The 23429-nt window shown below is 40.1% G+C and carries 25 protein-coding genes; 12 read left to right on the plus strand and 13 right to left on the minus strand.

Annotated features, from left to right (window positions below; all coding sequences use genetic code 11):
- Nucleotides 1–789: a (Fe-S)-binding protein gene (locus BLR84_RS02485; RefSeq protein WP_090463840.1), complete on the plus strand. Its 789-nt coding sequence runs from the start codon at nucleotides 1–3 to the stop codon at nucleotides 787–789.
- Here BLR84_RS02485 and BLR84_RS02490 read toward each other — a convergent pair.
- Nucleotides 784–1266, minus strand: a complete 483-nt coding sequence (locus BLR84_RS02490) for a hypothetical protein (protein WP_090463843.1) — start codon at nucleotides 1264–1266, stop codon at nucleotides 784–786. The two genes, BLR84_RS02485 and BLR84_RS02490, sit on opposite strands and share 6 nt — an antisense overlap.
- A 45-nt stretch (nucleotides 1267–1311) precedes the next feature.
- Between BLR84_RS02490 and BLR84_RS02495 the strand changes: the two genes are divergently transcribed.
- Together BLR84_RS02495 and BLR84_RS02500 are read left to right on the plus strand one after the other, a co-directional pair.
- Nucleotides 1312–1797, plus strand: coding sequence for an ABC transporter ATPase (locus BLR84_RS02495; protein WP_090463845.1), 486 nt, complete (start codon nucleotides 1312–1314; stop codon nucleotides 1795–1797).
- Nucleotides 1798–1837: 40 nt separating this feature from the next.
- Nucleotides 1838–2440, plus strand: a complete 603-nt coding sequence (locus BLR84_RS02500) for a YdeI/OmpD-associated family protein (protein ID WP_090463847.1) — start codon at nucleotides 1838–1840, stop codon at nucleotides 2438–2440.
- 349 nt (nucleotides 2441–2789) lie between these two features.
- Here BLR84_RS02500 and mtgA read toward each other — a convergent pair whose 3' ends face one another.
- The 4 genes from mtgA to rpsF form a co-directional block, all read right to left on the minus strand.
- On the minus strand, nucleotides 2790–3470 hold the full coding sequence (mtgA, locus tag BLR84_RS02505; RefSeq protein ID WP_090465737.1) for a monofunctional biosynthetic peptidoglycan transglycosylase: 681 nt from the start codon (nucleotides 3468–3470) through the stop codon (nucleotides 2790–2792).
- A 194-nt stretch (nucleotides 3471–3664) separates the two neighbouring features.
- Nucleotides 3665–4108 carry a 50S ribosomal protein L9 gene (rplI, locus tag BLR84_RS02510; protein WP_090463850.1) on the minus strand — a complete coding sequence of 148 codons (444 nt, stop codon included), beginning with the start codon at nucleotides 4106–4108 and terminating at the stop codon, nucleotides 3665–3667.
- 15 nt (nucleotides 4109–4123) lie between these two features.
- Complete coding sequence (gene rpsR / locus BLR84_RS02515; RefSeq protein ID WP_022833472.1) at nucleotides 4124–4387, minus strand: 30S ribosomal protein S18; 264 nt, start codon at nucleotides 4385–4387, stop codon at nucleotides 4124–4126.
- Nucleotides 4387–4752, minus strand: a complete 366-nt coding sequence (gene rpsF, locus BLR84_RS02520; RefSeq protein WP_090463853.1) for a 30S ribosomal protein S6 — start codon at nucleotides 4750–4752, stop codon at nucleotides 4387–4389. The genes rpsR and rpsF overlap by 1 nt, the downstream gene beginning before the upstream one ends.
- Nucleotides 4753–4905: 153 nt before the next feature.
- On the opposite strand from rpsF, the gene BLR84_RS02525 reads away from it, so the two are divergent.
- From BLR84_RS02525 to BLR84_RS02550, 6 genes are all read left to right on the plus strand, one after another.
- The gene (locus BLR84_RS02525; RefSeq protein WP_143013810.1) at nucleotides 4906–7296 is read left to right on the plus strand and encodes a hypothetical protein; all 2391 of its coding nucleotides are present in this window, start codon (nucleotides 4906–4908) and stop codon (nucleotides 7294–7296) included.
- Between the two features lie 17 nt (nucleotides 7297–7313).
- Nucleotides 7314–8738, plus strand: coding sequence for a hypothetical protein (locus tag BLR84_RS02530; RefSeq protein ID WP_090463858.1), 1425 nt, complete (start codon nucleotides 7314–7316; stop codon nucleotides 8736–8738).
- 20 nt (nucleotides 8739–8758) lie between these two features.
- Nucleotides 8759–8998: a hypothetical protein gene (locus tag BLR84_RS02535; RefSeq protein WP_090463861.1), complete on the plus strand. Its 240-nt coding sequence runs from the start codon at nucleotides 8759–8761 to the stop codon at nucleotides 8996–8998.
- Nucleotides 8986–9240: a hypothetical protein gene (locus BLR84_RS02540; RefSeq protein ID WP_143013811.1), complete on the plus strand. Its 255-nt coding sequence runs from the start codon at nucleotides 8986–8988 to the stop codon at nucleotides 9238–9240. The genes BLR84_RS02535 and BLR84_RS02540 overlap by 13 nt, the downstream gene beginning before the upstream one ends.
- Before the next feature lie 56 nt (nucleotides 9241–9296).
- Nucleotides 9297–9518: a hypothetical protein gene (locus BLR84_RS02545; protein WP_143013812.1), complete on the plus strand. Its 222-nt coding sequence runs from the start codon at nucleotides 9297–9299 to the stop codon at nucleotides 9516–9518.
- A 74-nt stretch (nucleotides 9519–9592) separates the two neighbouring features.
- Nucleotides 9593–11407 carry a DNA polymerase III subunit gamma/tau gene (locus BLR84_RS02550; protein ID WP_090463869.1) on the plus strand — a complete coding sequence of 605 codons (1815 nt, stop codon included), beginning with the start codon at nucleotides 9593–9595 and terminating at the stop codon, nucleotides 11405–11407.
- A gap of 137 nt (nucleotides 11408–11544) precedes the next feature.
- Here BLR84_RS02550 and BLR84_RS02555 read toward each other — a convergent pair whose 3' ends face one another.
- Nucleotides 11545–12009, minus strand: coding sequence for a hypothetical protein (locus BLR84_RS02555; RefSeq protein ID WP_090463870.1), 465 nt, complete (start codon nucleotides 12007–12009; stop codon nucleotides 11545–11547).
- Between the two features lie 215 nt (nucleotides 12010–12224).
- A complete protein-coding gene (locus tag BLR84_RS02560) occupies nucleotides 12225–12932 on the minus strand; it encodes a hypothetical protein (RefSeq protein WP_090463873.1) in 708 nt (235 codons plus the stop codon).
- A 216-nt stretch (nucleotides 12933–13148) separates the two neighbouring features.
- On the opposite strand from BLR84_RS02560, the gene BLR84_RS02565 reads away from it, so the two are divergent.
- Both BLR84_RS02565 and BLR84_RS02570 read left to right on the plus strand, forming a co-directional pair.
- Nucleotides 13149–14378, plus strand: coding sequence for an NADP-dependent isocitrate dehydrogenase (locus tag BLR84_RS02565; protein ID WP_090463876.1), 1230 nt, complete (start codon nucleotides 13149–13151; stop codon nucleotides 14376–14378).
- A 346-nt stretch (nucleotides 14379–14724) separates the two neighbouring features.
- Nucleotides 14725–15705 (plus strand): type I phosphomannose isomerase catalytic subunit, encoded by a 981-nt coding sequence (locus tag BLR84_RS02570; RefSeq protein ID WP_090463879.1) that lies wholly within the window; start codon nucleotides 14725–14727, stop codon nucleotides 15703–15705.
- A gap of 48 nt (nucleotides 15706–15753) precedes the next feature.
- On the opposite strand, the gene BLR84_RS02575 is transcribed toward BLR84_RS02570, so the two are convergent.
- The 6 genes from BLR84_RS02575 to BLR84_RS02600 form a co-directional block, all read right to left on the minus strand.
- Nucleotides 15754–16176, minus strand: a complete 423-nt coding sequence (locus tag BLR84_RS02575) for a response regulator (protein WP_090463882.1) — start codon at nucleotides 16174–16176, stop codon at nucleotides 15754–15756.
- Nucleotides 16177–16189: 13 nt separating this feature from the next.
- Nucleotides 16190–17668 (minus strand): PAS domain-containing sensor histidine kinase, encoded by a 1479-nt coding sequence (locus tag BLR84_RS02580; protein WP_090463884.1) that lies wholly within the window; start codon nucleotides 17666–17668, stop codon nucleotides 16190–16192.
- 449 nt (nucleotides 17669–18117) lie between these two features.
- Nucleotides 18118–18771: a DNA alkylation repair protein gene (locus tag BLR84_RS02585; RefSeq protein WP_090463887.1), complete on the minus strand. Its 654-nt coding sequence runs from the start codon at nucleotides 18769–18771 to the stop codon at nucleotides 18118–18120.
- A gap of 3 nt (nucleotides 18772–18774) precedes the next feature.
- Complete coding sequence (locus tag BLR84_RS02590; RefSeq protein WP_090463890.1) at nucleotides 18775–19239, minus strand: YciI family protein; 465 nt, start codon at nucleotides 19237–19239, stop codon at nucleotides 18775–18777.
- A gap of 127 nt (nucleotides 19240–19366) precedes the next feature.
- The gene (gene hppD / locus BLR84_RS02595) at nucleotides 19367–20509 is read right to left on the minus strand and encodes a 4-hydroxyphenylpyruvate dioxygenase (RefSeq protein ID WP_090463893.1); all 1143 of its coding nucleotides are present in this window, start codon (nucleotides 20507–20509) and stop codon (nucleotides 19367–19369) included.
- Nucleotides 20510–20609: 100 nt separating this feature from the next.
- Nucleotides 20610–21773: a homogentisate 1,2-dioxygenase gene (locus BLR84_RS02600; protein WP_090463896.1), complete on the minus strand. Its 1164-nt coding sequence runs from the start codon at nucleotides 21771–21773 to the stop codon at nucleotides 20610–20612.
- Between the two features lie 658 nt (nucleotides 21774–22431).
- Between BLR84_RS02600 and BLR84_RS02610 the strand changes: the two genes are divergently transcribed.
- Nucleotides 22432–23427 (plus strand): fumarylacetoacetate hydrolase family protein, encoded by a 996-nt coding sequence (locus BLR84_RS02610; protein ID WP_090463900.1) that lies wholly within the window; start codon nucleotides 22432–22434, stop codon nucleotides 23425–23427.
- Nucleotides 23428–23429 lie beyond the last annotated feature (2 nt).

The raw sequence follows: 23429 nt of genomic DNA on the forward strand, positions 1-23429 counted from the left end.
ATGGATCAAAAAATACCTACCATGGCCGATATGGCTGCACAAGGACAAGAACCTGAGATTTTGTTCTGGGTTGGCTGTGCCGGTAGTTTTGACGAAAGAGCGCAGAAGATAACCCGTGATATTTGTAAAATATTACAACATGTGGGTATTAATTATGCCGTTTTAGGTACCGAAGAAAGCTGTACAGGTGACCCTGCCAAACGTGCCGGTAATGAGTTTTTGTTTCAGATGCTGGCCATGACCAACATACAGGTGCTTGATGGCTATAATATTAAAAAAATAGTGACTGGTTGTCCGCACTGTTTCAATACTATCAAAAATGAATATCCTGGTTTGGGGGGGGATTACGAAGTGATCCATCATTCACAGCTTATTCAGCAATTGATTGATGAAGGAAAGCTGAGGGCAGAAGGCGGTGAAAGTTTCAAAGGTAAAAGGATCAGCTTTCATGATCCTTGCTATTTGGGTCGTGGCAATAACGTTTATGAGGCCCCGCGTGCGGCTCTTGAAATTTTAGATACTGAACTGGTTGAATTGAAACGCTGCAAGTCAAATGGCTTATGCTGTGGTGCCGGGGGCGGCCAGATGTTTAAAGAGCCAGAGCCTGGCAAAAAAGAGATCAACATGGAGCGCATGACAGATATCCTGGAAGCAAAGGCCCAGGTTGTGGCAGCAGCCTGCCCATTTTGCATGACCATGCTTACCGATGGGGTAAAACATCATGATAAAGAACAGGAGATACAGGTGTTGGACATTGCCGAGATAACCGTTAGGGCAAATGGCTTATAAAGCTTTTGCCTTAAAATAGTTCAACGCATTTTTCAAACTATCCAATCGGGCTGAACTCATGTTCCGAACAGGCAGTTCAAGTACCGTCGACATGGAGTCAATATCTCCCTTCGGATCCTCGTAAGTTTGTACAATAATGTCATCGGCATTGGTGCTTAATTCCAGGGTGCCTGTTTGCTCGTCTCCCTGGTAATTTACCCCATTTAAGCGATGTAAATTAAACGAAAAATACTCCTGCCGACCATGTTGATAAGTTTTTCTGAGGCGCAGAAAATAGTCGTTGGTAAGGGTCAGTTCCCACTTTTTTAATTTAACATCGGGTGGCGGATTGTATGATTCCGTGAGGCATTTATTGCTCCAGCTGAGCCATTCCTGGTCGTCTGTTTCTGGCCTGAAGCTATAATTTAGCCATCCGGCGAGCAAAATGAGGATAAATACTAAAATCTTTTTTGTTTGCGGCTGAAGTGATTTTTTCATGACAACAAAATGTAACCCGAAGTTAATAAATTGATATTTTTGTAAATGGAATTTTCTCAACACTCAAGAGTTTGGATATATCAATCCGATAAGAAATTGACCGATCCGGAAGTAAAACAGATACAGCAGGAACTGGATGATTTTACCATCGGCTGGACAGCCCATAACAACCAGTTAAAAGCCCGCGCCGAGATCAGGTATAACCGTTTTTTGATTTTAATAGTTGATGAAAGCCAGGCGGGGGCCAGCGGCTGCTCTATCGATAAATCTGTTCATTTCATGAAGCACCTGGAGCAGCACTATCATATCAATTTGTTCGACAGGTTTAACCTGGCTTACCGGGAAGGCGGAGAAGTGCTTTCATTACCTCGCCATGCTTTTGAAGACCTTTTGAAGCAAGGGAAAATAAATACCGAAACCATTGTTTATAATAACATGGTGCAAAATGTAAGCGAGCTGGAAAGTAAATGGGAAGTGCCATTTAAAAATAGCTGGCATATACAATTATTCCGAGATCTGGTTAATCAATAGTCCTGTTGCTAAAGTTAAGCTGTTTGCATAAATTTATTTTATGGAACAATACGATAACCGGGTAGATCTTTACATAGCTAAATCAGCTGATTTTGCAAAACCGATACTAGAATATATCCGGGAGGTGGTTCACGAAGCATCACCCCTCATCACTGAAACCCTAAAATGGGGGATGCCCTTTTTTGACTATAAAGGGCCGGTGTGTCAAATGGCTGCCTTTAAACAGCACTGTGCTTTCGGTTTCTGGAGATGGTCGTTGATGAAGGGTGATTTAGAGGATACCAGTGATGCTGCCGCGGGTAGCTTTGGTCGCGTTACTGATATCGCTGATCTGCCTGCAAAGGAAACATTAATCGCTTACATATTGCAGGGGATCGAATTAAACGAAAAAGGCATAAAAAAAGCTACTCCCCAAAAAGCTCCTGCTGAGAAGGCTGAATTAGTGATTCCAGATTATTTTACAGAGTTTTTAGCGGCTTATCCTAAAGCCGTACAGGTGTTTTATGACTTTAGTTATTCCAACAAAAAGGAATATGTGGAATGGATCACCGAAGCCAAAACAGAGGCTACCCGCCAAAAAAGACTCGAAACAGCCGCGGAATGGATGAGCGAAGGTAAATCAAGAAATTGGAAATATAAGTAAGGTAAAATTGGGTTTACATGGTTTACACTTTTTATGGTTTACACTTTTTTAATTAACTGATAATCAATTAATTATTTATATTTTATCATAAAAAAACGGTTTACAGTGTAAACCATGATTGAGTCTTACTTTATGCGTATCACATGTCACCCACGAGATATGCCACGCTAACCTCGCGGAAGCGAGGGGATAGCATAAAGTATAGTTGATTCACAGTCTAAGATTTTTAATACGCGCGTCATTGCTGTAAGGAGGAATGACATATGATGGTTTAAGCATTCCAAACCTTTACTCACACAAAGCGTCATAGAGCGCAAAGTATTCCGTGCCATGTCCGTAAAAACAGGCGCTAAAAATCCAACGGACCTAACCTACGCATATTTTTCATGATGAGGTATTGCCTGTGCCTTAAGTAACGGGTAGGGTTGGTGGCCGACCATCTGAGCGGGCTTGGAAATATAACCGCTATAGCAGCCGCTTCGTGCTTGGTTAAGTCTGCTGCCGATTTATGAAAATAAGCTTGTGAGGCGGCTTCTATGCCATAAATGCCGTCACCCATTTCAATCTCATTGAGGTAAACCTCCATGATGCGTTTTTTACTCCAGAAAGTTTCGATCAATACCGTAAAATAAGCTTCAATGCCTTTACGTAATAAGGAACGGCCATCCCATAAAAAAACATTTTTGGCTACCTGTTGCGATATAGTGCTACCGCCGATAAGCTTTTTACTATGCGCGTTTTTTTCAATAGCCTTTTCAATGGCCCGGAAATCAAAACCGTGATGCTCCAGGAAGCTTTGATCTTCGGCTGCCACGGCTGCCCGTTTCATATTATCAGATATCTCATCAAAATCCTTCCACTGCTTATCTATCTTCCAGTCCTTACCAGCAGCCTTGCGCTGAAAACCGCGCTCGATCATGAGCCAGGTAAAGGGTGGGTTTACAAAACGGTAAAAGAGCACACCTAAAAGGCTCAACCCTACAAAAAGTAAAAAGGCAAGTTTTATAACTCTGAATAAAAGCCGGGCAATTCCATTGTTTTTAAGCTTTGAAAACCACGACTTTGATTGGGAGCTTTTTTTTGAGGATGAGGCGGAGGTGCGTTTCACAATTGATAATAAATTCTATAAAACAAAGAGGGTGTTTTGCATTGGCAAAACACCCTCTAAAATTCTACAATTAAGTTCAAAATCCGAAATCAAAACTCCGAATTCCGAAATATAAATTACTCAGCTACTACTGAGAAAGGAACCTGAACTTTTACTTCTTTGTGCAGGTTTATGTTTGCGATGTAATCACCAACAAACTTAGGCTCCTGATCAAAAGTAATACGACGGCGGTCAACTTCAAAGCCTTCTTTTTTCAATGCATCCGCAATTTGAATAGTGTTGATGGCACCGAAAATTTTACCGCTTTCACCGGCTTTAGCGCCAATGTTCAGTTTAACACCTTCTAAACGGGCAGCTATAGCGTCGGCATCCTTGCGGATTTTTTCTTGTTTAAACTGAGCTTGTTTCAAGTTTTCAGCTAAAACTTTGCGAGCGCTTTCTGTAGCTAATATGGCGTAGCCTTTTGGTAAAAGGTAGTTACGGCCATAACCTGGTTTAACGTTTACAACATCGTCTTTATCACCCAGGTTTTTTACATCTTGTTTTAAAATAACTTCCATTTTCTGAATCTCCTATTATTTTAATGAATCTGTAACGTAAGGTAATAAACCAATGTGGCGTGCGCGTTTAACGGCTTGAGCCACTTTACGCTGGAATTTTAATGAAGTACCAGTTAAACGACGTGGCAATACTTTACCCTGATCGTTAATGAACTTTAATAAAAAGTTTGCGTCTTTGTAATCGATATACTTAATGCCATTCTTTTTGAAACGGCAGTATTTTTTACGGTTATCCTCCACTTTTGGAGCGGTAACGTATTTAATTTGTTCGTTAGCCATTAGTTTGCGTCCTCCACTTTAGCTGCTGGTTTTTTGTTGAAAGCACCGCTGCGTTTTTTGTCATTGTAAGCAATGGCATGTTTGTCCAAAGCAATGGTCAGGAAACGCAAAACACGCTCATCGCGCCTTAACTCTATCTCCAATTTGTTAATTAAATCACCTGGAGCCTTAAATTCAGTTAAGTGATAGTACCCTGTAGTCTTTTTCTGAATAGGGTACGCTAATTTTCTCAAACCCCAATTATCCTCCTGGACAATTTCGGCTCCGCCATCAGTTAAGATCTTGCTAAATTTGGCAATGCCTTCTTTAGCTGTTTCTTCTGATAACAACGGGGTTAGAACGATCACGATTTCGTACTGTTGCATTATTATACTTTGATTTTTAATTAATTACCCGCTATTACGGGGCTGCAAATATATAGAGAATATTTGCAAAAACAAAGCTTGTAAATATATTACTATAACATTTTGGTATTGAGTTGTTTATTGCTTATATTTAAGGAATCTAAACCACTTATCATGATTCAACTATTACTCCAAAGGCGTAGTGCCAATTTCGTATGTCTATTTTTGATATTTGCCTTGCCAACAAGTGTTGTTCTCGCTCAACAACCCACAACTGTAAAAGCGCCTGTAGAAAAAAAAGCAACTAAGCCAAATGCAGTAGTACCAGCCATTAATAATAAAATAATTATTGGCAGCGGCTACATCAATGCTTTCCAAACGTTGACAAACATCCCTACTACAGGGAAGCCTTCAATATGGTACAGTGTAATTAATGTCCCTTTTATTATTTCGGGCGGCGTTCCTAAGAATAATATACCGGTAAAACTAAAAATCATTAGCTATACATCTGCGAGTCCTCAGTTTCTTACCCAAACAGGACCATCAGCCAGTGATAATGAAGTGATACTTAAAAATCAGTTTAACGGAACCACAAAAACAATTTATATACCAGTAAGGATAACGTTCAATAACCCAGCAGAAATGAGCGGGGATGCATATATAAAAATTGAGAATCAGGAAAATGAATATTATAGAATAAATTTTGATAGCCCATCTGAAACTACAGCTACAAATAATAAAACTTCGTCACCGATAAAAATCGCGCGAGCTAAAAATGAAGCGGTAGGTACTAAACCCGTTACTCTTTTAGATAGCACTTCGACATTTACATTAGATACAGTAAGGCCAAACGTAATTAATTCGTTCCCGGTAAAGTTATATTTAAAACTGGGTAAAAGAGCCGTTGGTAAGGATACTGTGCTAAACCTTGCAATTAAGTCTGATCAGCCTCTGCAAAACTTGCAATTGCCGGATGGTGATCAAAAACTAAAGGTGAAAATAGATAGTGCCGACTGGAATGATACTACAGATGTAGCTGTAGTTAAAACTATTGACCTGCAGGTACAACAAACCGCACTGGTTAAAAGCGAGCAGGGCCTTAAAATAACTTTAAAAGGAGTTAAAGATAATGGCAAACATGTGGTGAAAATTATGCCTTATAAAACAAAAGGCAAAAATGATTTGCTACAACTGGTTGAATCGGGGGGCGCAGAAATTGTGGCGCATAGAACATCTGCAATTACCCGCGATTTTCCTTCTTCGGTAAATTTAATTGATACCATAATAGTTAAAGTAAAGCTGCACGGTGAGTACAGCTCCCAACATAATCAATTGGTTTTTGCCTTTTTAGATACTACACTATCCAAACATTTTCAAATTTTAGAAAACCCTATTGAAATAACCGAAAATGAATGGAAGGCATCTCAAAAAACAACAGACACAATAACAAATCCGATAACCAACGAAAAGAAAATAATAGAAAGAGATGGTTCGATTGATATCCCTCTTCATATAAGATCTGTGGCTATCAGCGATTCCCTGAAGAACATTCAACGTATGGATCTGATAATTAAAGGCCAGAATCAGGCTCTTCGTGGCAGCCAAAGAATAAAAATAAACACTATGGATAAACCATTTTGGGCAGAAATAGGTATGAACTTCGATTTGCTGGACAATATAAAAACGAACAATTTTTATGCGGGCGTGTACATGTTTGATAAAGACATAGCAAAATTCAGACTATGGGGCAAAGATAATGGCAATAATGTAAGTTTTACAGGAGGTGTTTATGAATCTCAATCGGTAAGTAGCAGGTCAACAAATAACCTCTTTGATTATAAAGATGGAGGCTCGACAATTTTAGATACAACAACCGGCAATATTAAATCATATAAAACTTATCGTGATACAGGAGTAATAAATTCAACCACCAAAATTAAACGAATAGGTCTTTTCTTCTCGCCCCATTTTCGTTTAACCAATGAAAAAACCGAAGTAAATGGGCTTCATATTTTCTTTTCGCTTCATTTGGAAATGCTTTGGCAAAGAGTTTCTTCTACCATTGACTATTCAAAAGCAAAGCAAACATATATAATCACTACCGATACGGGAGCCACAGAAAAAATAAGGGTAGCTGGCCTGCCATATAAAAACCAATCTTTTGATTTTGATTTTCGGTCACATTATCTTGGTGTTGGGCTGCCTTTGTATATTAAAGAAAACGACTTTAATTTATATTTAAATCCAGTGTTGGGTCTTACTACACAAGATTTTGCAATAATTTCTGATTACAACCTTGATCATGCTAAACCAGGGACTTATTTAGACATAAATAATACAGCTTTCGGATATGATCAGATATTAAACATCAAGAGGCCTAAAAAAACATGGAACGGATTCTTCCTTTTTCAATTCAGGCTTAATGATGTGGCTTATGGTATCACCTTTAGTGGTGAGGTAAGGGGGATAACCGTTCAGGGAGCTAAACCGGTTATTACACTGGCCTTAAGTAAAAAATTTGATCTTTCTGGCTTACTTAAGCCATTGGTAGCCCCATTTAAATAAACCCTGTTTTTTACATTATGGAAAAGGATATCAAACCGAATGGGCATCAAATTCTGGATCTGGTTGTAACACCTGGTGATGTGCAATGGGTGACAAAAAATACGGCTATACTGGTAGTACATGGCATAGGTAACCAGCTACCGCTTGAAACACTTGATCAGTTTGGCCGGGGGCTTATAAGTCAGTACCGCAAAGTCTTTGAAGAGGAGTTTACGATAAGCCATGAGGTTGTAGCAAAAAAAAAAGATGGAGGTACCTGGTTTGATAATGTTTTGCGTATGCAAAAGGAAGGTAGCGAACACTTTATTGATATTTACGAATATTACTGGGCCGATTATACAGAGGATAAAGCCAGTTGGAAGGACCTTAATACCTGGTTACAGGGCGTTGTGAATGGTGCCGAAAGATTTTATAAGAGGAACGCCCAGATTGGAGAGCAATACAAAGATAAGAGCCCATTTTTTGATACTAAAACAGGCAGGTTTAAAGTAGGGACCTACCGGTTATTTATGTCGGCTGTATCAAAGGTTTTTATATCAGTTGATCTCTTGTGGCGCCTGATGATCGGACTTGTTTCGCTTATACCTTTTTTAGGAAAACTGGCCGACTCATTATTGCAATCCTATGCTGATACTATGATCCATGATCTTACTAACATATTAGGAGATGTAGCCGTATATAACGTAGTCGACCCAAAGTCAAAATTTTACACCGTTAAACGCAATATATTAGATGGGGCGGTAAAAGCCATCACCTATTTAATTGAACGTCCAGTAGAAAATGGTTTTGATATAAAGGCACTCACAGATAAATATAAAGAGGATAAACTGCGTAAGGAGGGTGATCAAGCCGAAAAATTAAATCAGGAACTTTCAAATAAGCTTTCGGATCAGGAGTTATACTACCCAAGTGTAATTATCGCCGGTCATTCCCTGGGGTCGCAGGTTTCTTATGATGCTATTAATAAGCTAAACCTGCTTGTAAATAAAGAGGGGGTGCTCAATTATGATAAAAATGGGGTGTGTAAGTTTAATAAGCACAATACACTTAAAGAACAATTATGCGGTTTTATAACATTTGGCTGTCCGCTGGATAAAATTGTATTTTTTTTACGTGAAAATGTGCCGGATGAAGCTTATTTGCGACAGCAGATTATGGATAATTATCATGGTTTTAAACAACGCAAGCTTGATTTTGATAACAACCAAAAAACAAATAAGGCATATTTACCAGTTCCGAGTGATCTGAAAAAATTACTTGATAAAATACAATGGCGAAACTATTACGATAATAAGGATTATGTAAGTGGTGGCCTGGACTATTATACGGGCTTAACAAATATTGATTGCCAGTTTAAAGCGGGAACATTTGGCTTTACGCATGGTAATTATTGGGAATGTGATAATTTTTATATAGATATAATTTGTAATTATTTAGTATAAATGATATTAACTCAACTAATATGGAAATCAATACAGAGGCTCGGCAACAACAATTGATCGAATTTATTACTGAAATCGGAAAATCAGCGCTACTTAGTTTGGGCTTAGGCGTAGGCTTGATATTAATTGGTTTTGGCATTATGGCGATATCAGCTCAGTTTAATCTAACCAATATAATTTATAATAATTGCTCCTTCCCCCTTGGTATAAGTAATGTTAGTACATTCATTATTGCATTATTGCATTATTGGCCCAAATAGCAGCTGTTTTATTAATTATGACTTATAAAATCAGTATTAAACAAGCCGGTATTTTCAGGAATGAACTTATTGTATTACGTGATTTAGAAATAGCTTTGAAAATATGTGATCAAATTTCGGTTGAAAATGGTGATAAAACGGTGACTAAAGACAAAAACCATACAATAATCAGGCAAAAAAGCCAGAAGTCAAAGATGGAGCAATCTATCATAGAGGCCATATTAAGCAGGTGCGGTAAATAAAATATTTGTTGCCAAAACATATCAATAAAATAACCGTTAACACTAAAAAATCAAGGATGGAATTTACTGGTTACGAAAGCGATAATCCTTATGCCTTCGCTACCTCAGTCATGCTGGCTCCCGGTGACGAAGATGACGAGTTTGAAAGCGATTGGAACGATGAGGACGATGATTTAGACAATCAATTGGACGATCTGCATGAAATTCAGGTAGATGATGATCTGAACGAACCAGACCCGGAGGATGATTACCCACAACCCGACGATGATGATGAATAGGGTGGCGTAGTTTTATTACATAATCATTTCATCGATACTTTAACTTCAGGCATTTTCTTGCTAACTTCGTAGCTGTGGATAATTTTATTGTTTCGGCTCGTAAATACCGCCCGGCTACTTTTGAAACTGTTGTTGGTCAGCAACATATAACCAACACACTTAAAAACGCTATTAGAAATAATCAGCTGGCTCAGGCATTTTTATTCTGCGGGCCACGCGGTGTGGGTAAAACTACCTGTGCACGTATTCTGGCCAAAACCATCAACTGTACCAATTTACAGCCCAATGGCGAGGCTTGTGGTGAATGTGCATCATGCAAAGCGTTCGAGAATGGTAATTCCTTTAACGTACATGAGCTGGATGCGGCGTCAAACAATTCGGTTGACGACATCAGGAGCCTGATAGACCAGGTACGCATACCGCCACAGGCCGCACGGTATAAAGTTTATATTATTGATGAGGTGCACATGCTGTCGCAGGCGGCTTTTAACGCCTTTCTGAAAACGCTCGAAGAACCACCTCACTACGCCATATTTATACTGGCCACTACCGAGAAGCATAAGATACTGCCTACCATACTTTCGCGCTGCCAGATATTTGATTTTAACCGTATCAGGGTTGATGATATGGCCGGCCACCTGGCATCAATAGCAGGTAAAGAAAACATCAGCTACGAACCCGATGGATTGCATATTATAGCGCAAAAAGCCGATGGTGGTTTAAGAGATGCCTTGTCTATGTTTGACCAGATCGTTAGCTTTTCTGGCGGCAAGGTTACTTATCGCTCGGTAATTGATAACCTGAACATACTTGATTACGATTACTATTTTAACATAACAGACAGTCTGTTACAAGAAGATACAGGCAAAGTCCTGTTGTTTTTTGACGAAATATTATCGCGGGGTTTTGATGGAGCTCACTTTATTGCCGGCCTGTGCGAGCATTTCCGCAATCTGTTAGTCACTAAAGATCAATCAACCCTGAAATTACTCGAGGTAAGTGAAGGAATTAAAAATAAATACCTGCAGCAATCGCAAAGCAGCCCGGTATCGTTTTTACTTTCAGCCATGAATATTGCCAATCAATGTGATATCAATTATAAGTTGAGTAAAAACCAACGACTTCAGGTTGAGCTCGCCTTGCTTAAAATGTGCCACTTGCCCTCGGCATTTAATATGGTAGCCTCACCGCTTACAGCAACATCCGCCGCAGACGGGTCATTAAAAAAAAAACCTGATACCTCAACAGTAACAGCGCCAGTACAAACTAATAAGATCAATAATGAGGCAGCAGTATTGAGTGATACACCGCTAACTTATAATACAACGAAATCGCAAACTGTTGAAAATAAACAGGTAACAGAAGTAAAAGAGCAAGCACCTACAGAAAAACCTAAAATATTTATACCCTCGCCAAGCCTGGGTTCCTTATCCATAAAAATACCTTCGCTTACAGATACTGGTAAAACAGCTGAAGAAGCAGCAGCAGAAGAGGAAGACCCTTATTTAAAAGGAAATGACCGTGATGATTTTACCATGGACAACTTTTTACAATGCTGGAGTGATTTTGCTACCAAGATTAAGGCAGATGGTAAAAAGAACCTGGTAACTATTTTTATAGCCAATGCTCCGCGGATGATTAAACCTTACGAGTTTGAGATAGTGGTGGGTACCAAACTGCAGGAAAACTTATTTAAAGAAGAAAGACCTGCCTTGCACAATTACCTACGGGGCCGCTTAAAAAACTTTACTATTGAAGTAAACGCACGCGTAGATGAACAGGAAGTGGTAAGAAAACCGTACACGGCTATAGAAAAATTTCAGTACCTGGCCGCCCGTAACCCCCAGTTGGTTGATTTGCGTAACCGCTTTAACCTTGATTTTGATTGATAAAACCCAGCGAGTATTGTCATGCTGAACTTGTTTCGGCATCTCACATACAAAGTTGCAGCATGCAGGTTAATTGTCCAGAGAGATCCTGAAACAAGTTCAGGATGACTATTGGGTTCTACCCAAAACAGACAAACTTATTTAAAAAACTCCGTGTCATTTTTAGGGTAGCCTTCATCGTCAAGATCATCACGATCATCTTCAGGAGTGTGTGCTAATGCAGAATCTGCAGGGTCAACTTCTACAATTTCGCCCTCGTCAATGTGCATGCCAAGATCATCAACATCCGTTTCAAGCGATCTTTTACCTGCATACTCTTCATCCGTATTATCGTATGGGTTGGCTTCGTCATAGGTTGAATTCATGTCGTTGCCATTTTTAACGGAAGTGTTATAGGGATCGGGGTGATCATAATCCGGATCGTCGCTTTTTACATCATATTCAAAGCTGTTGTCATCAGGATTGTATTTAAGATCCTCCTTGTCAATGGTTTCGCCTAATTCGTCTTTTAATGTTCTGTCCCGATCGGCGCTGTTATCATTTAAAGCGTCATCGTCTTCATAATCATCATCAAATCCGGGGTTTATATTTTGATTGCTCATCGGTTTTTGCTTTGATTAAATATACCAAAAAACCTTGCCAAAACCAAAGCAGGGGCAATTAATAATAATGCGAATCAAGGGTCAAGAACCAAGAGTCAAGAAAACAGCCAAATATGGAATAACAACCTACAAATTAGAGGAAGTTTAGTCCTACCAATAGTAAACGAGCAGTTTTTCTTATTTTCTTCTTGATTCTAATATCTTGACTTTTGATTCTAATAATATATTTGTTTGCGGTAAGATGTTACACCGCCAATGGCCACTTTTACGCCCAGGGTAAACTGTGTAAATATATCATTATGAAGCCCGGCCTTGTACCCGTCAAGGTTGTCATCCATTACCCTGTTATACTGATAACCCAGGTCTATTTTAATACTGGGATCGTTATATTGGTTAAATAACTTAATCTCATAACCTATTCTTATGGGTATAAAAGGTACCTGACTGTTGTTATCACCCGGAGGTTGAACACCAGCCGGCAGACCATTTTCTCCGCCCTTTTTTACATGGTTCACCAGGTACCCGATGCCGGTTGAAAGGTAAAGGCCTTTAAATGCATTAGCCATTGGGCTATTAGAGTAATCCATCAATTCGCCGGCTTGCAATTGTACCCTTAATGCAAAGGCCCAGAAATGGTTTTCAAATGTACGTCCGTATCCCAAACTTGCGTCGCCCGCTTTAAGGCTGCCATATTGCCCTTCAAAAATATAGTTAATAAATGGGCCATGGTTATAATTGAAGTTAAGTTGAGCCGAAGGGGTGTACTTTAAAGCTTTGGTTACATCTGTGCTGATGGGATAGTTAAGACCAAGGCCGATGCCTACATCGTATTGAGCATAATCGTAACCTAACTGGGCTTTCGCAAAAAATGCGCTGGTGCATAGAATAATTGTAAGGACTGTTCTTAATATCAGTTTTGTCATAGATAGACATTAGGGGGCTACTAATTGGCAATCTGTTAATTTATTTAACTAACGTTTAATTTTATAAAAATAGTATTCGCCCCTGCAAACACAATAAACTTGCCACAATAAATAGTCAGGCCCAGGTAAATCAATAAATTTCATCTATTATTAATGAAAATGGTAAAGTCTATTTAATATATTTGAAGCCATTAAAATAAAAAAACAACATCAGGTATGTCAAAAATTAAAGTAGAAAATCCGGTAGTTGAACTGGATGGCGATGAAATGACCCGAATTATCTGGAAATTTATCAAAGACAGGTTGATAATTCCTTATCTGGATCTTGATATCAAATATTATGATCTGGGTATCGAGTATCGTGATGAAACTAATGATCAGGTGACCATTGATGCCGCTAATGCTATCTTAAAATATGGCGTAGGTATTAAATGTGCCACCATTACGCCTGATGAGGCCCGTGTAGAAGAGTTTGGCTTAAAACAAATGTGGAAATCGCCAAACGGAACTATCCGTAACATTTTGGATGGTACTGTTTTTCGTGAACCCATTGTAATGGCCAACGTACCACGTTTGGTTCCTAACTGGACTGCTCCGATATGCATTGGCCGTCATGCTTTTGGCGATCAGTACCGTGCTACCGATTTTTTAACCAAAGGGAAAGGTAAATTAACAGTAACCTTTACTCCCGAAGATGGTAGCGCCGAGCAATCATACGAAGTGTATAATTTTAAGGGCGATGGTGTAGCCTTAACTATGTATAATACCGATGAATCAATAAAAGGATTTGCACATGCCTGCTTTAATCAGGCATTAATGAAAGGCTGGCCTTTATATTTATCAACCAAAAACACCATCCTGAAAAAATATGACGGTCGTTTTAAAGATATTTTTGAAGCGATATATCAACAGGATTACAAACAAAAGTTTGCTGAAGCAGGCATTACTTATGAGCACCGCCTGATTGATGACATGGTTGCATCTGCATTAAAGTGGAACGGTAACTTTGTATGGGCTTGTAAAAATTATGATGGCGACGTACAGTCTGATACGGTGGCACAAGGTTTTGGTTCATTAGGTTTAATGACCTCTACTTTAGTTACCCCAGATGGTACTGTTATGGAAGCCGAAGCTGCACATGGTACCGTTACCCGTCATTACCGCGACCATCAAGCCGGTAAACCAACCTCAACTAACCCTATCGCTTCTATTTTTGCGTGGACAAGAGGACTGGAGTTCCGTGGTTTGCTGGATAACAACCAGGAGCTAGTAAACTTCTGTAAAACTTTAGAGCAGGTTTGTATCGAAACTGTAGAAAGTGGTAAAATGACCAAGGATTTGGCCATCACCATTAAACCAAAAGTTGAACATGGTACAGATTACCTGTATACCGAAGAGTTCTTGGCTGCTATTGACGAAAACCTGAAAGTGAAATTAGGTAAATAAGCTATAATTTAATTAAAAAAGCCCGGTCAGGATTTTCCTGAACCGGGCTTTTTGTTTGGTATCGAAGCTTAATCATAGGAGGCCCCCTCCGGAGCCAAGGGGGATTATTGTACGTTTAACTATAAACATGGGGCTCCGATGGAGCCGCCTCTTGTCAACAGTATTTGAGAACGCTCTATAGGAGCATCGTGTTTATAGCATATTCCATTTGGGAAGTTTGGCTCCAGCGGAGCCTCCTTAACTGAACCGGGCTTTTTGTTTAAGATAAGTTTTTAGTAAAAAAAGCTGAATCGGTTTATCTGTTTCTTTTTTTAACTCCTAACTTAGCGCTATAAAAACAAAACAGATGTCAGCATTATATCCGTTAAAATTTAAAACTATTTATAAAGACAAGATATGGGGTGGTCAAAAGATCAAAACCTATTTACATAAAGATTTTGGTGCTTTGCCTAACTGCGGCGAAACCTGGGAAATATCAGGCGTGAAATCTGATGTATCTGTAGTTGCCGATGGTGAACTGGCTGGTGAATCACTGGCCGATTTGCTGGAGAAGTATCAAAGTGAGCTGGTAGGCCAAAAGGTTTATGCCCACTTTGGCAATATATTTCCTTTGCTTGTAAAATTTATTGATGCTAATGAGGATCTGTCTATCCAGGTGCACCCGAATGATGAACTGGCCAAAAAACGCCATAATTCATTTGGAAAAACCGAGATGTGGTATGTAATTGAAGCCGACCCGGGCTCAACCCTGATAGCTGGCTTTAACCAGGAACTTACCGAGCAGATCTACCTGGATAAATTTAACAGCGGGCATCTTACCGACATTTTGAATAAGGAAGATGTAACAGCGGGCGATGTGTTCTTTTTGCCAGCCGGCAGGGTACACACCATTGGTAAAGGTTTGTTGATCGCCGAAATTCAGCAAACATCTGACATCACTTACCGTATATATGATTTTGACCGGGTTGATGATAAAGGTAACAAACGCGAGCTACATACCCAGGAGGCGCTTGCTGCTATCGACTATAAACATTACCCGGAATATAAAACCAATTATCAGCCTAAAAAAGATGAAACAGTAAAACTGGTTACTTGTCCTTATTTTACAACTAACCTGCTCGATTTTACGCATAACACTTCTAAGGATTACTCAACCCTTGATTCATTCGTGATCCATGTATGCGTGGAGGGGGCTTACTCTATAAAATGCAACGGAGAAGTATACTCAGTAAAAATGGGTGAATGTATCTTGCTACCTAAAAGCATCAATCAGGTTGAATTGGAAACAACCGGCGGCTTTAAAATATTGGAAAGCTATATTGAATAATATAACTAATTAGTGCAGGTACTATTGCAAGGCCTGTACTAATTTCTTCTATTGTCTTGCTATTCCCTGCAGATCTTTGAAGATCTCCTGAAGACGCTGAACATCCACTGGTTTAAAAATATAATCAGAAATGGAAGGAATATTTTTCGCACGGTCAATATCTTGTGAGTCAATAGATGAGCTAAGTATATAAACGGAGATTTTTTTCCCCAGTTGCGATTTTATTTCCTCAAATTCTTTCATAAATTCCCAACCATCCATTACGGGCATGCTGAGGTCTAGAAATATAATATCAGGCAAATTCTGAGCATTATCAGGATCTCTTAAATGGGCAATTGCTTCACTACCATTATCAAAGTGAGTAACCTGATTGCTTAGGTCTTTTATGCTGAGGAGCTTTTTAAATCCGTAAGCGTAAATTTTGTTGTTATCAATAATACAGGTATTAACAGCGGAGGTGGGTATGATCATTTATCAGTTTAAATTACACCAGTTTAATGGTAAATTTAGTGCCAATATTTACAGTGCTTTCAATTTTAATGGTGCCACCAAGCGCTTCTATCTGGTTACGGGTAATAAACAGGCCTATGCCTTTGGCATCGGGGTTTTGATGAAATGTTTTGTACATGCCAAATACCTTGTCGCCATAACGATCAAGATCAATACCTATCCCGTTATCTTCAAATATCAGGTAAATATGATTTCGCTCTTTCATGGTATAACACCTGATGAGAGGCTGCCTGTCCAGGTGGCTGTATTTCAGAGCATTAGTAAGCAGGTTTTGTAAAATGCTCTCCATATAAGCTGGTATATAGCTTATTTGCGGGCACTGACTAAAATCATATTCTATACGGGCATTAAGTGCTTCTATATTGCTTTTTATAGCAGACTGGATATTGTTGAAAATGGCTTCAAAACTGATGATACTCCGTTCGTTGGTAATTTCAGTCTGTATTTTAACAATTTCGTTCAGGTGTTCAATAGTGGCATTTAAGCTACTGCTGATCGATTTAATATGCGCGAAGATCTCGGTACGATCTTCCGCCAATTCTGTCTCTTCGTATAAGTTCACCATGAACTGCAGGTTGCCGGTATGCGAACGCAGATTGTGTGATACGATATACGCAAAATTTTGCAGGCGCCTGTTTTGATCGGTCAGTAAATTGAGTGACGATTCCAGGCTGAGCCCCTTGCGTTTGTTGCTGTCAATATCCTGTAAAATGCCCCGTATGGTAACACACCGGCCATATTCGTTAATAATGGGTACACCTTTGGCCCGTACCCAGATCACATGATTTTTAGCGGTTCTGAACAACAGCTCCAGATCATAAGGCTGGCAAAACTCCAGCGCGTTGTTAATGGCGTTTTGTATAACGGGGCGATAAGGTGGTTCGAAAAAACTTACAGTCTCTTCAATGCTGAGCTTTATTTCGGCTTGTAACTCAAAAATATCGTAGATCTGTTTGGATAATGTTAAATTGAGGGTGGCGGCATCAATTTCCCAGCTGCCTAACTTAGCTATCCTGATAGTATCGCCGTAATGTTGGTCATTGCGGCTAGCCTGTAGTTCGGCTTGTTTATACTGGTTAATATTGATAATAGAACCATAAATGATCTGCCCGCTTTTATCATACTGCCGTTTGATAGTGCTTTCAAACCAATGGTATCCGGATGATTTGGTGAGTAACCTGATTTGAATCGGTTTAGCAGGACTTGTATTTTGATCATTTAAAGCGTGCAGAAAAACAGCCTTGTCCTGGTGATATAAAAGATGTTCAAAAAATATGTGATTGGAGCACTCAATTTCATTGGTATCATACCCCAGGATACTGTAAAAACCTGCCGACCATTTAATAGCCCTGGTATTAATATTATATTCCCAGATACCTGCATTAATGTTATCAATTATTTGAGCAAGATGCAGCCTGCTGTCATCAGAAAACTTATCCTCAGAAAAACTCATATAAATTAATACCTACTCATTTATTTGATAACAACACGCTCTCTATAAGAAAATTATGTGCCATAATTTAAAATCACGGAAATTACAACCATACGTTGTGTATGTTTTTTCTGATCTGCGGTATTAAAATCTAAATCACCAGACTTCAAATATAATATTTGAAATTATATAAACAACTCTAATACTGATGATTACAAAATAAAATTTATTGTATTAAAATATAGCCATTTGGGTAGGTTCATAACTCAAAATAATTAATTTGGATATAGTTTGTATATAATTTGTCTGCATTTGATTATAAAAGGATATTGCAATGATGATTTGAGCAGCAATTTTTTTTGAAAAGAGGTGATAATTGCGCTACAAAAGAAAAAAGACAGTAAAAAAGTGATATTTTTAGAGAGAATGTCCTGTTTTTAATCCGGTTTTATGCCTGCGGAAGATGATGATCATCTGGCTGTTAATTCAGCAAGGGCATTTGAGGCTATCCATTTGGCTGCTTTATGGTCTTGTTTTAAAATATTTTGGGCTGTTTGTATAGCTATTGCCTTTAAAACATCATTCCTTTTTCCGATCTGCCGGAGTGCCCAGTTCACCGCTTTTTTTACAAAGTTCCGGTTATCCCAGGCTTCCCGTTCAATAATTGGCATTAACGCTATAAATGATTCGTTTCCAGCTTTTTTATTGTGTACCGCGTATTCGGCCATAAGCACAAAACCTGCCCGTTTTATAAATTCTGCTTCATGAGCACTAAATTCAATGGCCTTTTTCATAGCAAATGGAGTACGATCAAACAAATTACCGCATACCTGGTCACATATATCCCATGAATTGAAATCCTTTGTCCAGTTATCGATCTGTTCTTCGGTAACCAGGGCCGGGTCGTCAATTAAGGATGCCAGCAGGCGGGCTTCGTGTACGCCTGTATCCCAAAGATCAAGCGCCAGTTGGTGATCTTTTTTGATGGTTTTGGCCAGCTTTCGCAATTCGGGAAGGCGAACGCCAATAGCATTTGTATTGTCGATGCCGAAGCGTTGCATGCCGGCCAGGTACCCGGCGTCGGCCTTGTATTTTAAAAAATCAATGATCTCCTGAACAGCCATGTGTCAATCTGTTATGCTTTTACTTTGCAACCTGCTGTGTATATCCACCACTTCCATCAGCGCGGCCGAGCAGTAAAAAGGGTGTAGTTCCATAACTAAACTACCTGCTTTTATGGCCGGGTCGGTTTCGGTTAGTTTTTTGGCTTCCTCAAGCGTTTCTACATTAAAAATAAATATACCCCGGATAGGTTGATTATCCAGGAACGGACCTGCTACTACCAGTTTACCTTCGGCGGCTAAACGGGTAATGTTTTTTAAATGGGCCATTTGCAACTGCATCCGAGCTGCCGAATCTTTTAATTGAGTAGGGCCTTCTTTTAAAAAGGCAAGCACATATTTTTTCATGCCGTACTTATCGGCACCCAGCTTTTTGGCAAGGGCGGCATCGTAAGCAGGTTTGGAGGTATCCTGTGCAAAACAGTTGATACTAAAAGCAATTGTTGCGAAGAGGATGATGAGCTTTTTCATGTGTTTTGAATTTAGGTCCTATCAAATATAAAAAATCACGAGGCAAAAAAGCCGGGCAATTTTGCCCGGCTCAAATTAAAACATCGCTAATAGTTAATAGAATATTTTAGATGGGTAATACCTTTAATTAAAGGTTCCCTCTTATTTCCTGTTCGCGTTCAATAGCCTCAAACAAGGCCTTAAAATTACCGGCACCAAATGATTTAGCACCTTTACGCTGTATGATCTCGAAGAATAGGGTAGGCCTGTCTTCAATTGGCTTGGTGAAAATTTGCAGCAAGTAACCTTCATCGTCACGGTCAACCAGGATACCCAGCTTTTTCAAGGGCTCCAGATCTTCGTCAATATGGCCCACACGATCAGTTAATTCATCATAATAGGTAGTAGGTACGGTCAGGAATTCCACACCGCGGCTTTGCAAGTCGGTTACGGTTGCCACAATATTGTCGGTAGCCAGGGCAAGGTGTTGAACGCCCTCATCCTCATAAAATTCCAGGTATTCCTCAATCTGCGATTTCTTTTTACCTTCGGCAGGCTCATTGATCGGGAACTTTACGTAGCCATTGCCATTGCTCATTACCTTGCTCATCAGAGCAGAATATTCGGTACTGATCATTTTATCGTCAAAGGTTAAAATGTTTTTGAAACCCATGATTTCTTCATAAAAATTCACCCATTCGTCCATCTTGTGCCAGCCTACGTTGCCCACGCAATGGTCAATATATAAAAGGCCGGCGGAAGGTGGATTATAATTGTTCTCGTGCTTTTGATAGCCGGGTAAAAACAAGCCATTATAGTTTTTACGTTCGATAAACATATGAACAGTTTCGCCATAAAGTTTGATACCGCTGGTGCGTACCTCGCCGTACTCATCTTTAAGTGTTTGCGGTTTCTGATAAGGCACAGCGCCCCGCTTAGTGGTTTGTTCAAAGGCGTCATAAGCATCATCAACCCACAGGGCCAGCACTTTTACGCCATCGCCGTGTTTTTTAATATGCTCGGCAATAGGATGGTCGGAATGCAGAGGGGTAGTTAACACTATCCTAATCTTGCCTTGCTGTAATACGTATGATGCCCTGTCGCGCACACCGGTTTCGGGTCCGGAGTAGGCCAGGTTTTGAAAACCAAAAGCGGTTTTATAATAATGGGCAGCCTGTTTGGCATTACCCACGTAAAACTCCACATGATCGGTACCGTTAAGCGGTAAAAAATCGGTCACCCCCTCTAAATCTCCCCCGATAGGGGAGACTTTTTTATCTATTGTTTCCATAGTTTTTTTAATTTGTGTGCTTGCTCTGTTTAGTAAGAGAACAAGGTGTTTTGGGTTTAATTGAACAGTTCAGTTCCTAAATCCCTCCCCAAAGGGGAGGTTAGGAGGGGGCTGCCCAGCTCTTGTAATAATTTTCGTCTTCAATTTTTATAGCGTCTTCGGTCAGCATCAGCGGACGGAACGGATCTATCATTACCGCCAGTTCATCCGTTGATTCTTTACCGATTGATTTTTCGACCGAACCTGGATGAGGGCCGTGCGGTATGCCACCGGGATGCAGGGTGATCTGACCTTTTACCACGCTTTTGCGGCTCATAAAATCGCCATCTACATAGTATAAAACCTCATCACTATCTACATTACTATGGTTGTACGGCGCCGGGATCGACAGCGGGTGATAGTCGAATTTGCGGGGTACAAAAGAGCATATCACAAAGTTGTTGCCCTCAAAGGTTTGGTGCACAGGTGGTGGTTGGTGCAGGCGACCGGTTATCGGCTCAAAATCATGTATAGACAGCGCCCATGGATAATGAAAACCATCCCAACCAATAAAATCAAAAGGGTGGGTGCCATAGATATACGGATAGATCAGACCCTGTTTTTTGATCAGGATCTTAAAGTCACCTTTTTCATCATGTGTTTCCAGGTCGGCAGGGCGTTTGATATCACGCTCACAATAAGGAGAGTGTTCCATCAATTGTCCGTATTGGTTACGGTAACGCTTAGGTGGCCTTATCGGACTAAAACTTTCTACAATAAACAGACGGTTATCGGGCGTATCAAACTCCAGTTGGTAAATAGTACCACGGGGTATCACCAGGTAATCGCCGTATACGAATTTGATATTGCCAAAGCCCGTTTTCAGGGTACCGGAGCCCTCATGTATGAATACTACCTCATCGGCCTGACTGTTTTTATAGAAATAATCCGTCATGGATTTACGCGGTGCGGCCAATGAAATATGCAGATCACTGTTTACCAGAACCGGCTTGCGGCTTTGCAGGTAATCATCCTCGGGTTTTACATTAAAACCGATCAGACTGGTATGTTTCAAGTGCTTTTCGCGCGCTATTTTGGGCTCAACGCTGTATGGCTCGCCCAGGTTTTTTACAATAGTAGGCGGATAGGCGTGATATACCAGCGAGTAAAGGCTTGAAAAACCTTCTGTTGATACCAGCTCTTCGGCGTATAACGAACCATCGGGTTTGCGGAACTGCGTATGCCGCTTATGCGGGATAGCTCCTAATGTATGATATAAAGGCATGATGTTTTAATTGGTTAACAATAAAACGTTTAAAATATCAGGATAGTTTTCTTGAGAGCAAGGAATAAGGATTTGGAGACTATTGGATTGTGCGAAAAGCAGGAACAAGCCTTACTTATCCTTACTCCCATATGGTCTTTATTCCAAAAATCTTTTTAGTATTGAGCCAGTACTATTTTGGCAAGCATAGCATCCCTGAACGATGATGCATCGCTCATGCTGGTGAGGCCCAGTGAAAACAGAAAATGTTTTTGTATGCTTAACATGGTCAGTACGAAATTAGAAGTAATATTTTTAATATGCAAGCATAATATTTTTGCCGTGCATAAGGTAAATTGTTTAGTTTTGGTCCAACCAATTACCGGTTATGATAAAAACGAAAGCTATATGGTTAGGAATAGCCATCTGGATCATAATTACCGTAGTATTTTCAAAATTTAATGCTGCCTCGGATGGATTTACCTTAGTTGGGTTTCCATGGCACTTTTACGCGTACTCCAGCGGGAAATCTGCACTTGGGAGTGGGTTTGCAGTTAAATTTCTTTTCCTGTACTTTTTATTAGACTTAATTGCTTTATTAGCTTTTATAATATTGTTCAGTATTATTTTACCAGGCAGGCGAAAGCCATTTAAAATTCAATTATAAACACATCGCCCTATGAAATTAGTATCCTATAAAACCGAAGACCGCGAGCATTTAGGTATTTTTATAAACAAGCATATTTATAACCTAAACTCCTGCGATAAGCTGATCCCCGACAATATGAACGAGTTTTTGTGGGGTGGCGATGAGCTGATGGATCATGCCCGGCGTGTTCATGAGGCCATTAGTTCGGGAAAAATGGAGGCTAAGGAGGAATTGTTTTTTGAACTGATAGCTCCCGTGCCTCACCCTGCCTCATGCCGCGATGGTTATGCCTTCAGGCAGCATGTGGCCGCCGCGCGTCGCAACCGCAAGGTGGATATGATACCCGAATTTGATCAATACCCTATATTTTATTTCACCAACCATAACGCCATACAGGGCCCCGGCGAAATTGAATGCATGCCCGACCATTTTAACAAGCTCGATTTTGAGCTGGAAGTGGCTGTAGTGCTCAACAAAAAAGGCCGTAACATTAAAGCAGCCGACGCGGATAGCTTTATTGCCGGATATATGATCATGAACGATATGAGCGCCCGCACCCTGCAAATGGAGGAGATGCTGCTGAACCTTGGGCCTGCCAAAGGCAAGGATTTTTCGACCGTTATTGGTCCATGGTTGGTAACACCCGACGAGCTGGAACCTTATAAGGTGGCCGCCAAACCTGGCCATACCGGCAATAACTACAACCTGCAAATGAAGTGCGTAGTGAACGGTAAACAGGTATCAGCCGGTAATATGGCTGATATGGACTGGACCTTTGCCGAGATCATTGAACGTTGCGCCTACGGCTGCGATGTGCTGCCTGGCGATGTCATAGGCTCAGGCACCGTGGGTACAGGCTGTTTCCTGGAACTGAACGGTACCGGCTTGCTGAATGATGCTAACTATAAGCCTCAATGGCTGCAAGACGGCGATCTGGTTGAAATGGAGATCACAGGCTTGGGCATGCTGGGCAATATCATCACAAAAGCCAACAGCGATTTTTCGATATTGGGACTGAAGAAATAAGC

It is taken from the genome of Mucilaginibacter sp. OK268, from assembly GCF_900103125.1.
In the GTDB taxonomy this organism is placed as follows: domain Bacteria; phylum Bacteroidota; class Bacteroidia; order Sphingobacteriales; family Sphingobacteriaceae; genus Mucilaginibacter.

What these genes read in the sequence shown, in the direction of transcription:
- BLR84_RS02545 (WP_143013812.1), top strand. Translation starts at nt 9,297, where the DNA reads ATGGAATTTACTGGTTACGAAAGCGATAATCCTTATGCCTTCGCTACC.
- hppD (WP_090463893.1), bottom strand. Translation starts at nt 20,509, where the DNA reads ATGGAAACAATAGATAAAAAAGTCTCCCCTATCGGGGGAGATTTAGAG.
- BLR84_RS02580 (WP_090463884.1), bottom strand. Translation starts at nt 17,668, where the DNA reads ATGAGTTTTTCTGAGGATAAGTTTTCTGATGACAGCAGGCTGCATCTT.
- BLR84_RS02490 (WP_090463843.1), bottom strand. Translation starts at nt 1,266, where the DNA reads ATGAAAAAATCACTTCAGCCGCAAACAAAAAAGATTTTAGTATTTATC.
- BLR84_RS02570 (WP_090463879.1), top strand. Translation starts at nt 14,725, where the DNA reads ATGTCAGCATTATATCCGTTAAAATTTAAAACTATTTATAAAGACAAG.
- BLR84_RS02535 (WP_090463861.1), top strand. Translation starts at nt 8,759, where the DNA reads ATGGAAATCAATACAGAGGCTCGGCAACAACAATTGATCGAATTTATT.
- BLR84_RS02500 (WP_090463847.1), top strand. Translation starts at nt 1,838, where the DNA reads ATGGAACAATACGATAACCGGGTAGATCTTTACATAGCTAAATCAGCT.
- BLR84_RS02560 (WP_090463873.1), bottom strand. Translation starts at nt 12,932, where the DNA reads ATGACAAAACTGATATTAAGAACAGTCCTTACAATTATTCTATGCACC.
- BLR84_RS02485 (WP_090463840.1), top strand. Translation starts at nt 1, where the DNA reads ATGGATCAAAAAATACCTACCATGGCCGATATGGCTGCACAAGGACAA.
- rpsR (WP_022833472.1), bottom strand. Translation starts at nt 4,387, where the DNA reads ATGGCTAACGAACAAATTAAATACGTTACCGCTCCAAAAGTGGAGGAT.
- rplI (WP_090463850.1), bottom strand. Translation starts at nt 4,108, where the DNA reads ATGGAAGTTATTTTAAAACAAGATGTAAAAAACCTGGGTGATAAAGAC.
- BLR84_RS02530 (WP_090463858.1), top strand. Translation starts at nt 7,314, where the DNA reads ATGGAAAAGGATATCAAACCGAATGGGCATCAAATTCTGGATCTGGTT.
- BLR84_RS02525 (WP_143013810.1), top strand. Translation starts at nt 4,906, where the DNA reads ATGATTCAACTATTACTCCAAAGGCGTAGTGCCAATTTCGTATGTCTA.
- BLR84_RS02565 (WP_090463876.1), top strand. Translation starts at nt 13,149, where the DNA reads ATGTCAAAAATTAAAGTAGAAAATCCGGTAGTTGAACTGGATGGCGAT.
- rpsF (WP_090463853.1), bottom strand. Translation starts at nt 4,752, where the DNA reads ATGCAACAGTACGAAATCGTGATCGTTCTAACCCCGTTGTTATCAGAA.
- BLR84_RS02610 (WP_090463900.1), top strand. Translation starts at nt 22,432, where the DNA reads ATGAAATTAGTATCCTATAAAACCGAAGACCGCGAGCATTTAGGTATT.
- BLR84_RS02495 (WP_090463845.1), top strand. Translation starts at nt 1,312, where the DNA reads ATGGAATTTTCTCAACACTCAAGAGTTTGGATATATCAATCCGATAAG.
- BLR84_RS02600 (WP_090463896.1), bottom strand. Translation starts at nt 21,773, where the DNA reads ATGCCTTTATATCATACATTAGGAGCTATCCCGCATAAGCGGCATACG.
- BLR84_RS02585 (WP_090463887.1), bottom strand. Translation starts at nt 18,771, where the DNA reads ATGGCTGTTCAGGAGATCATTGATTTTTTAAAATACAAGGCCGACGCC.
- BLR84_RS02590 (WP_090463890.1), bottom strand. Translation starts at nt 19,239, where the DNA reads ATGAAAAAGCTCATCATCCTCTTCGCAACAATTGCTTTTAGTATCAAC.
- BLR84_RS02575 (WP_090463882.1), bottom strand. Translation starts at nt 16,176, where the DNA reads ATGATCATACCCACCTCCGCTGTTAATACCTGTATTATTGATAACAAC.
- BLR84_RS02555 (WP_090463870.1), bottom strand. Translation starts at nt 12,009, where the DNA reads ATGAGCAATCAAAATATAAACCCCGGATTTGATGATGATTATGAAGAC.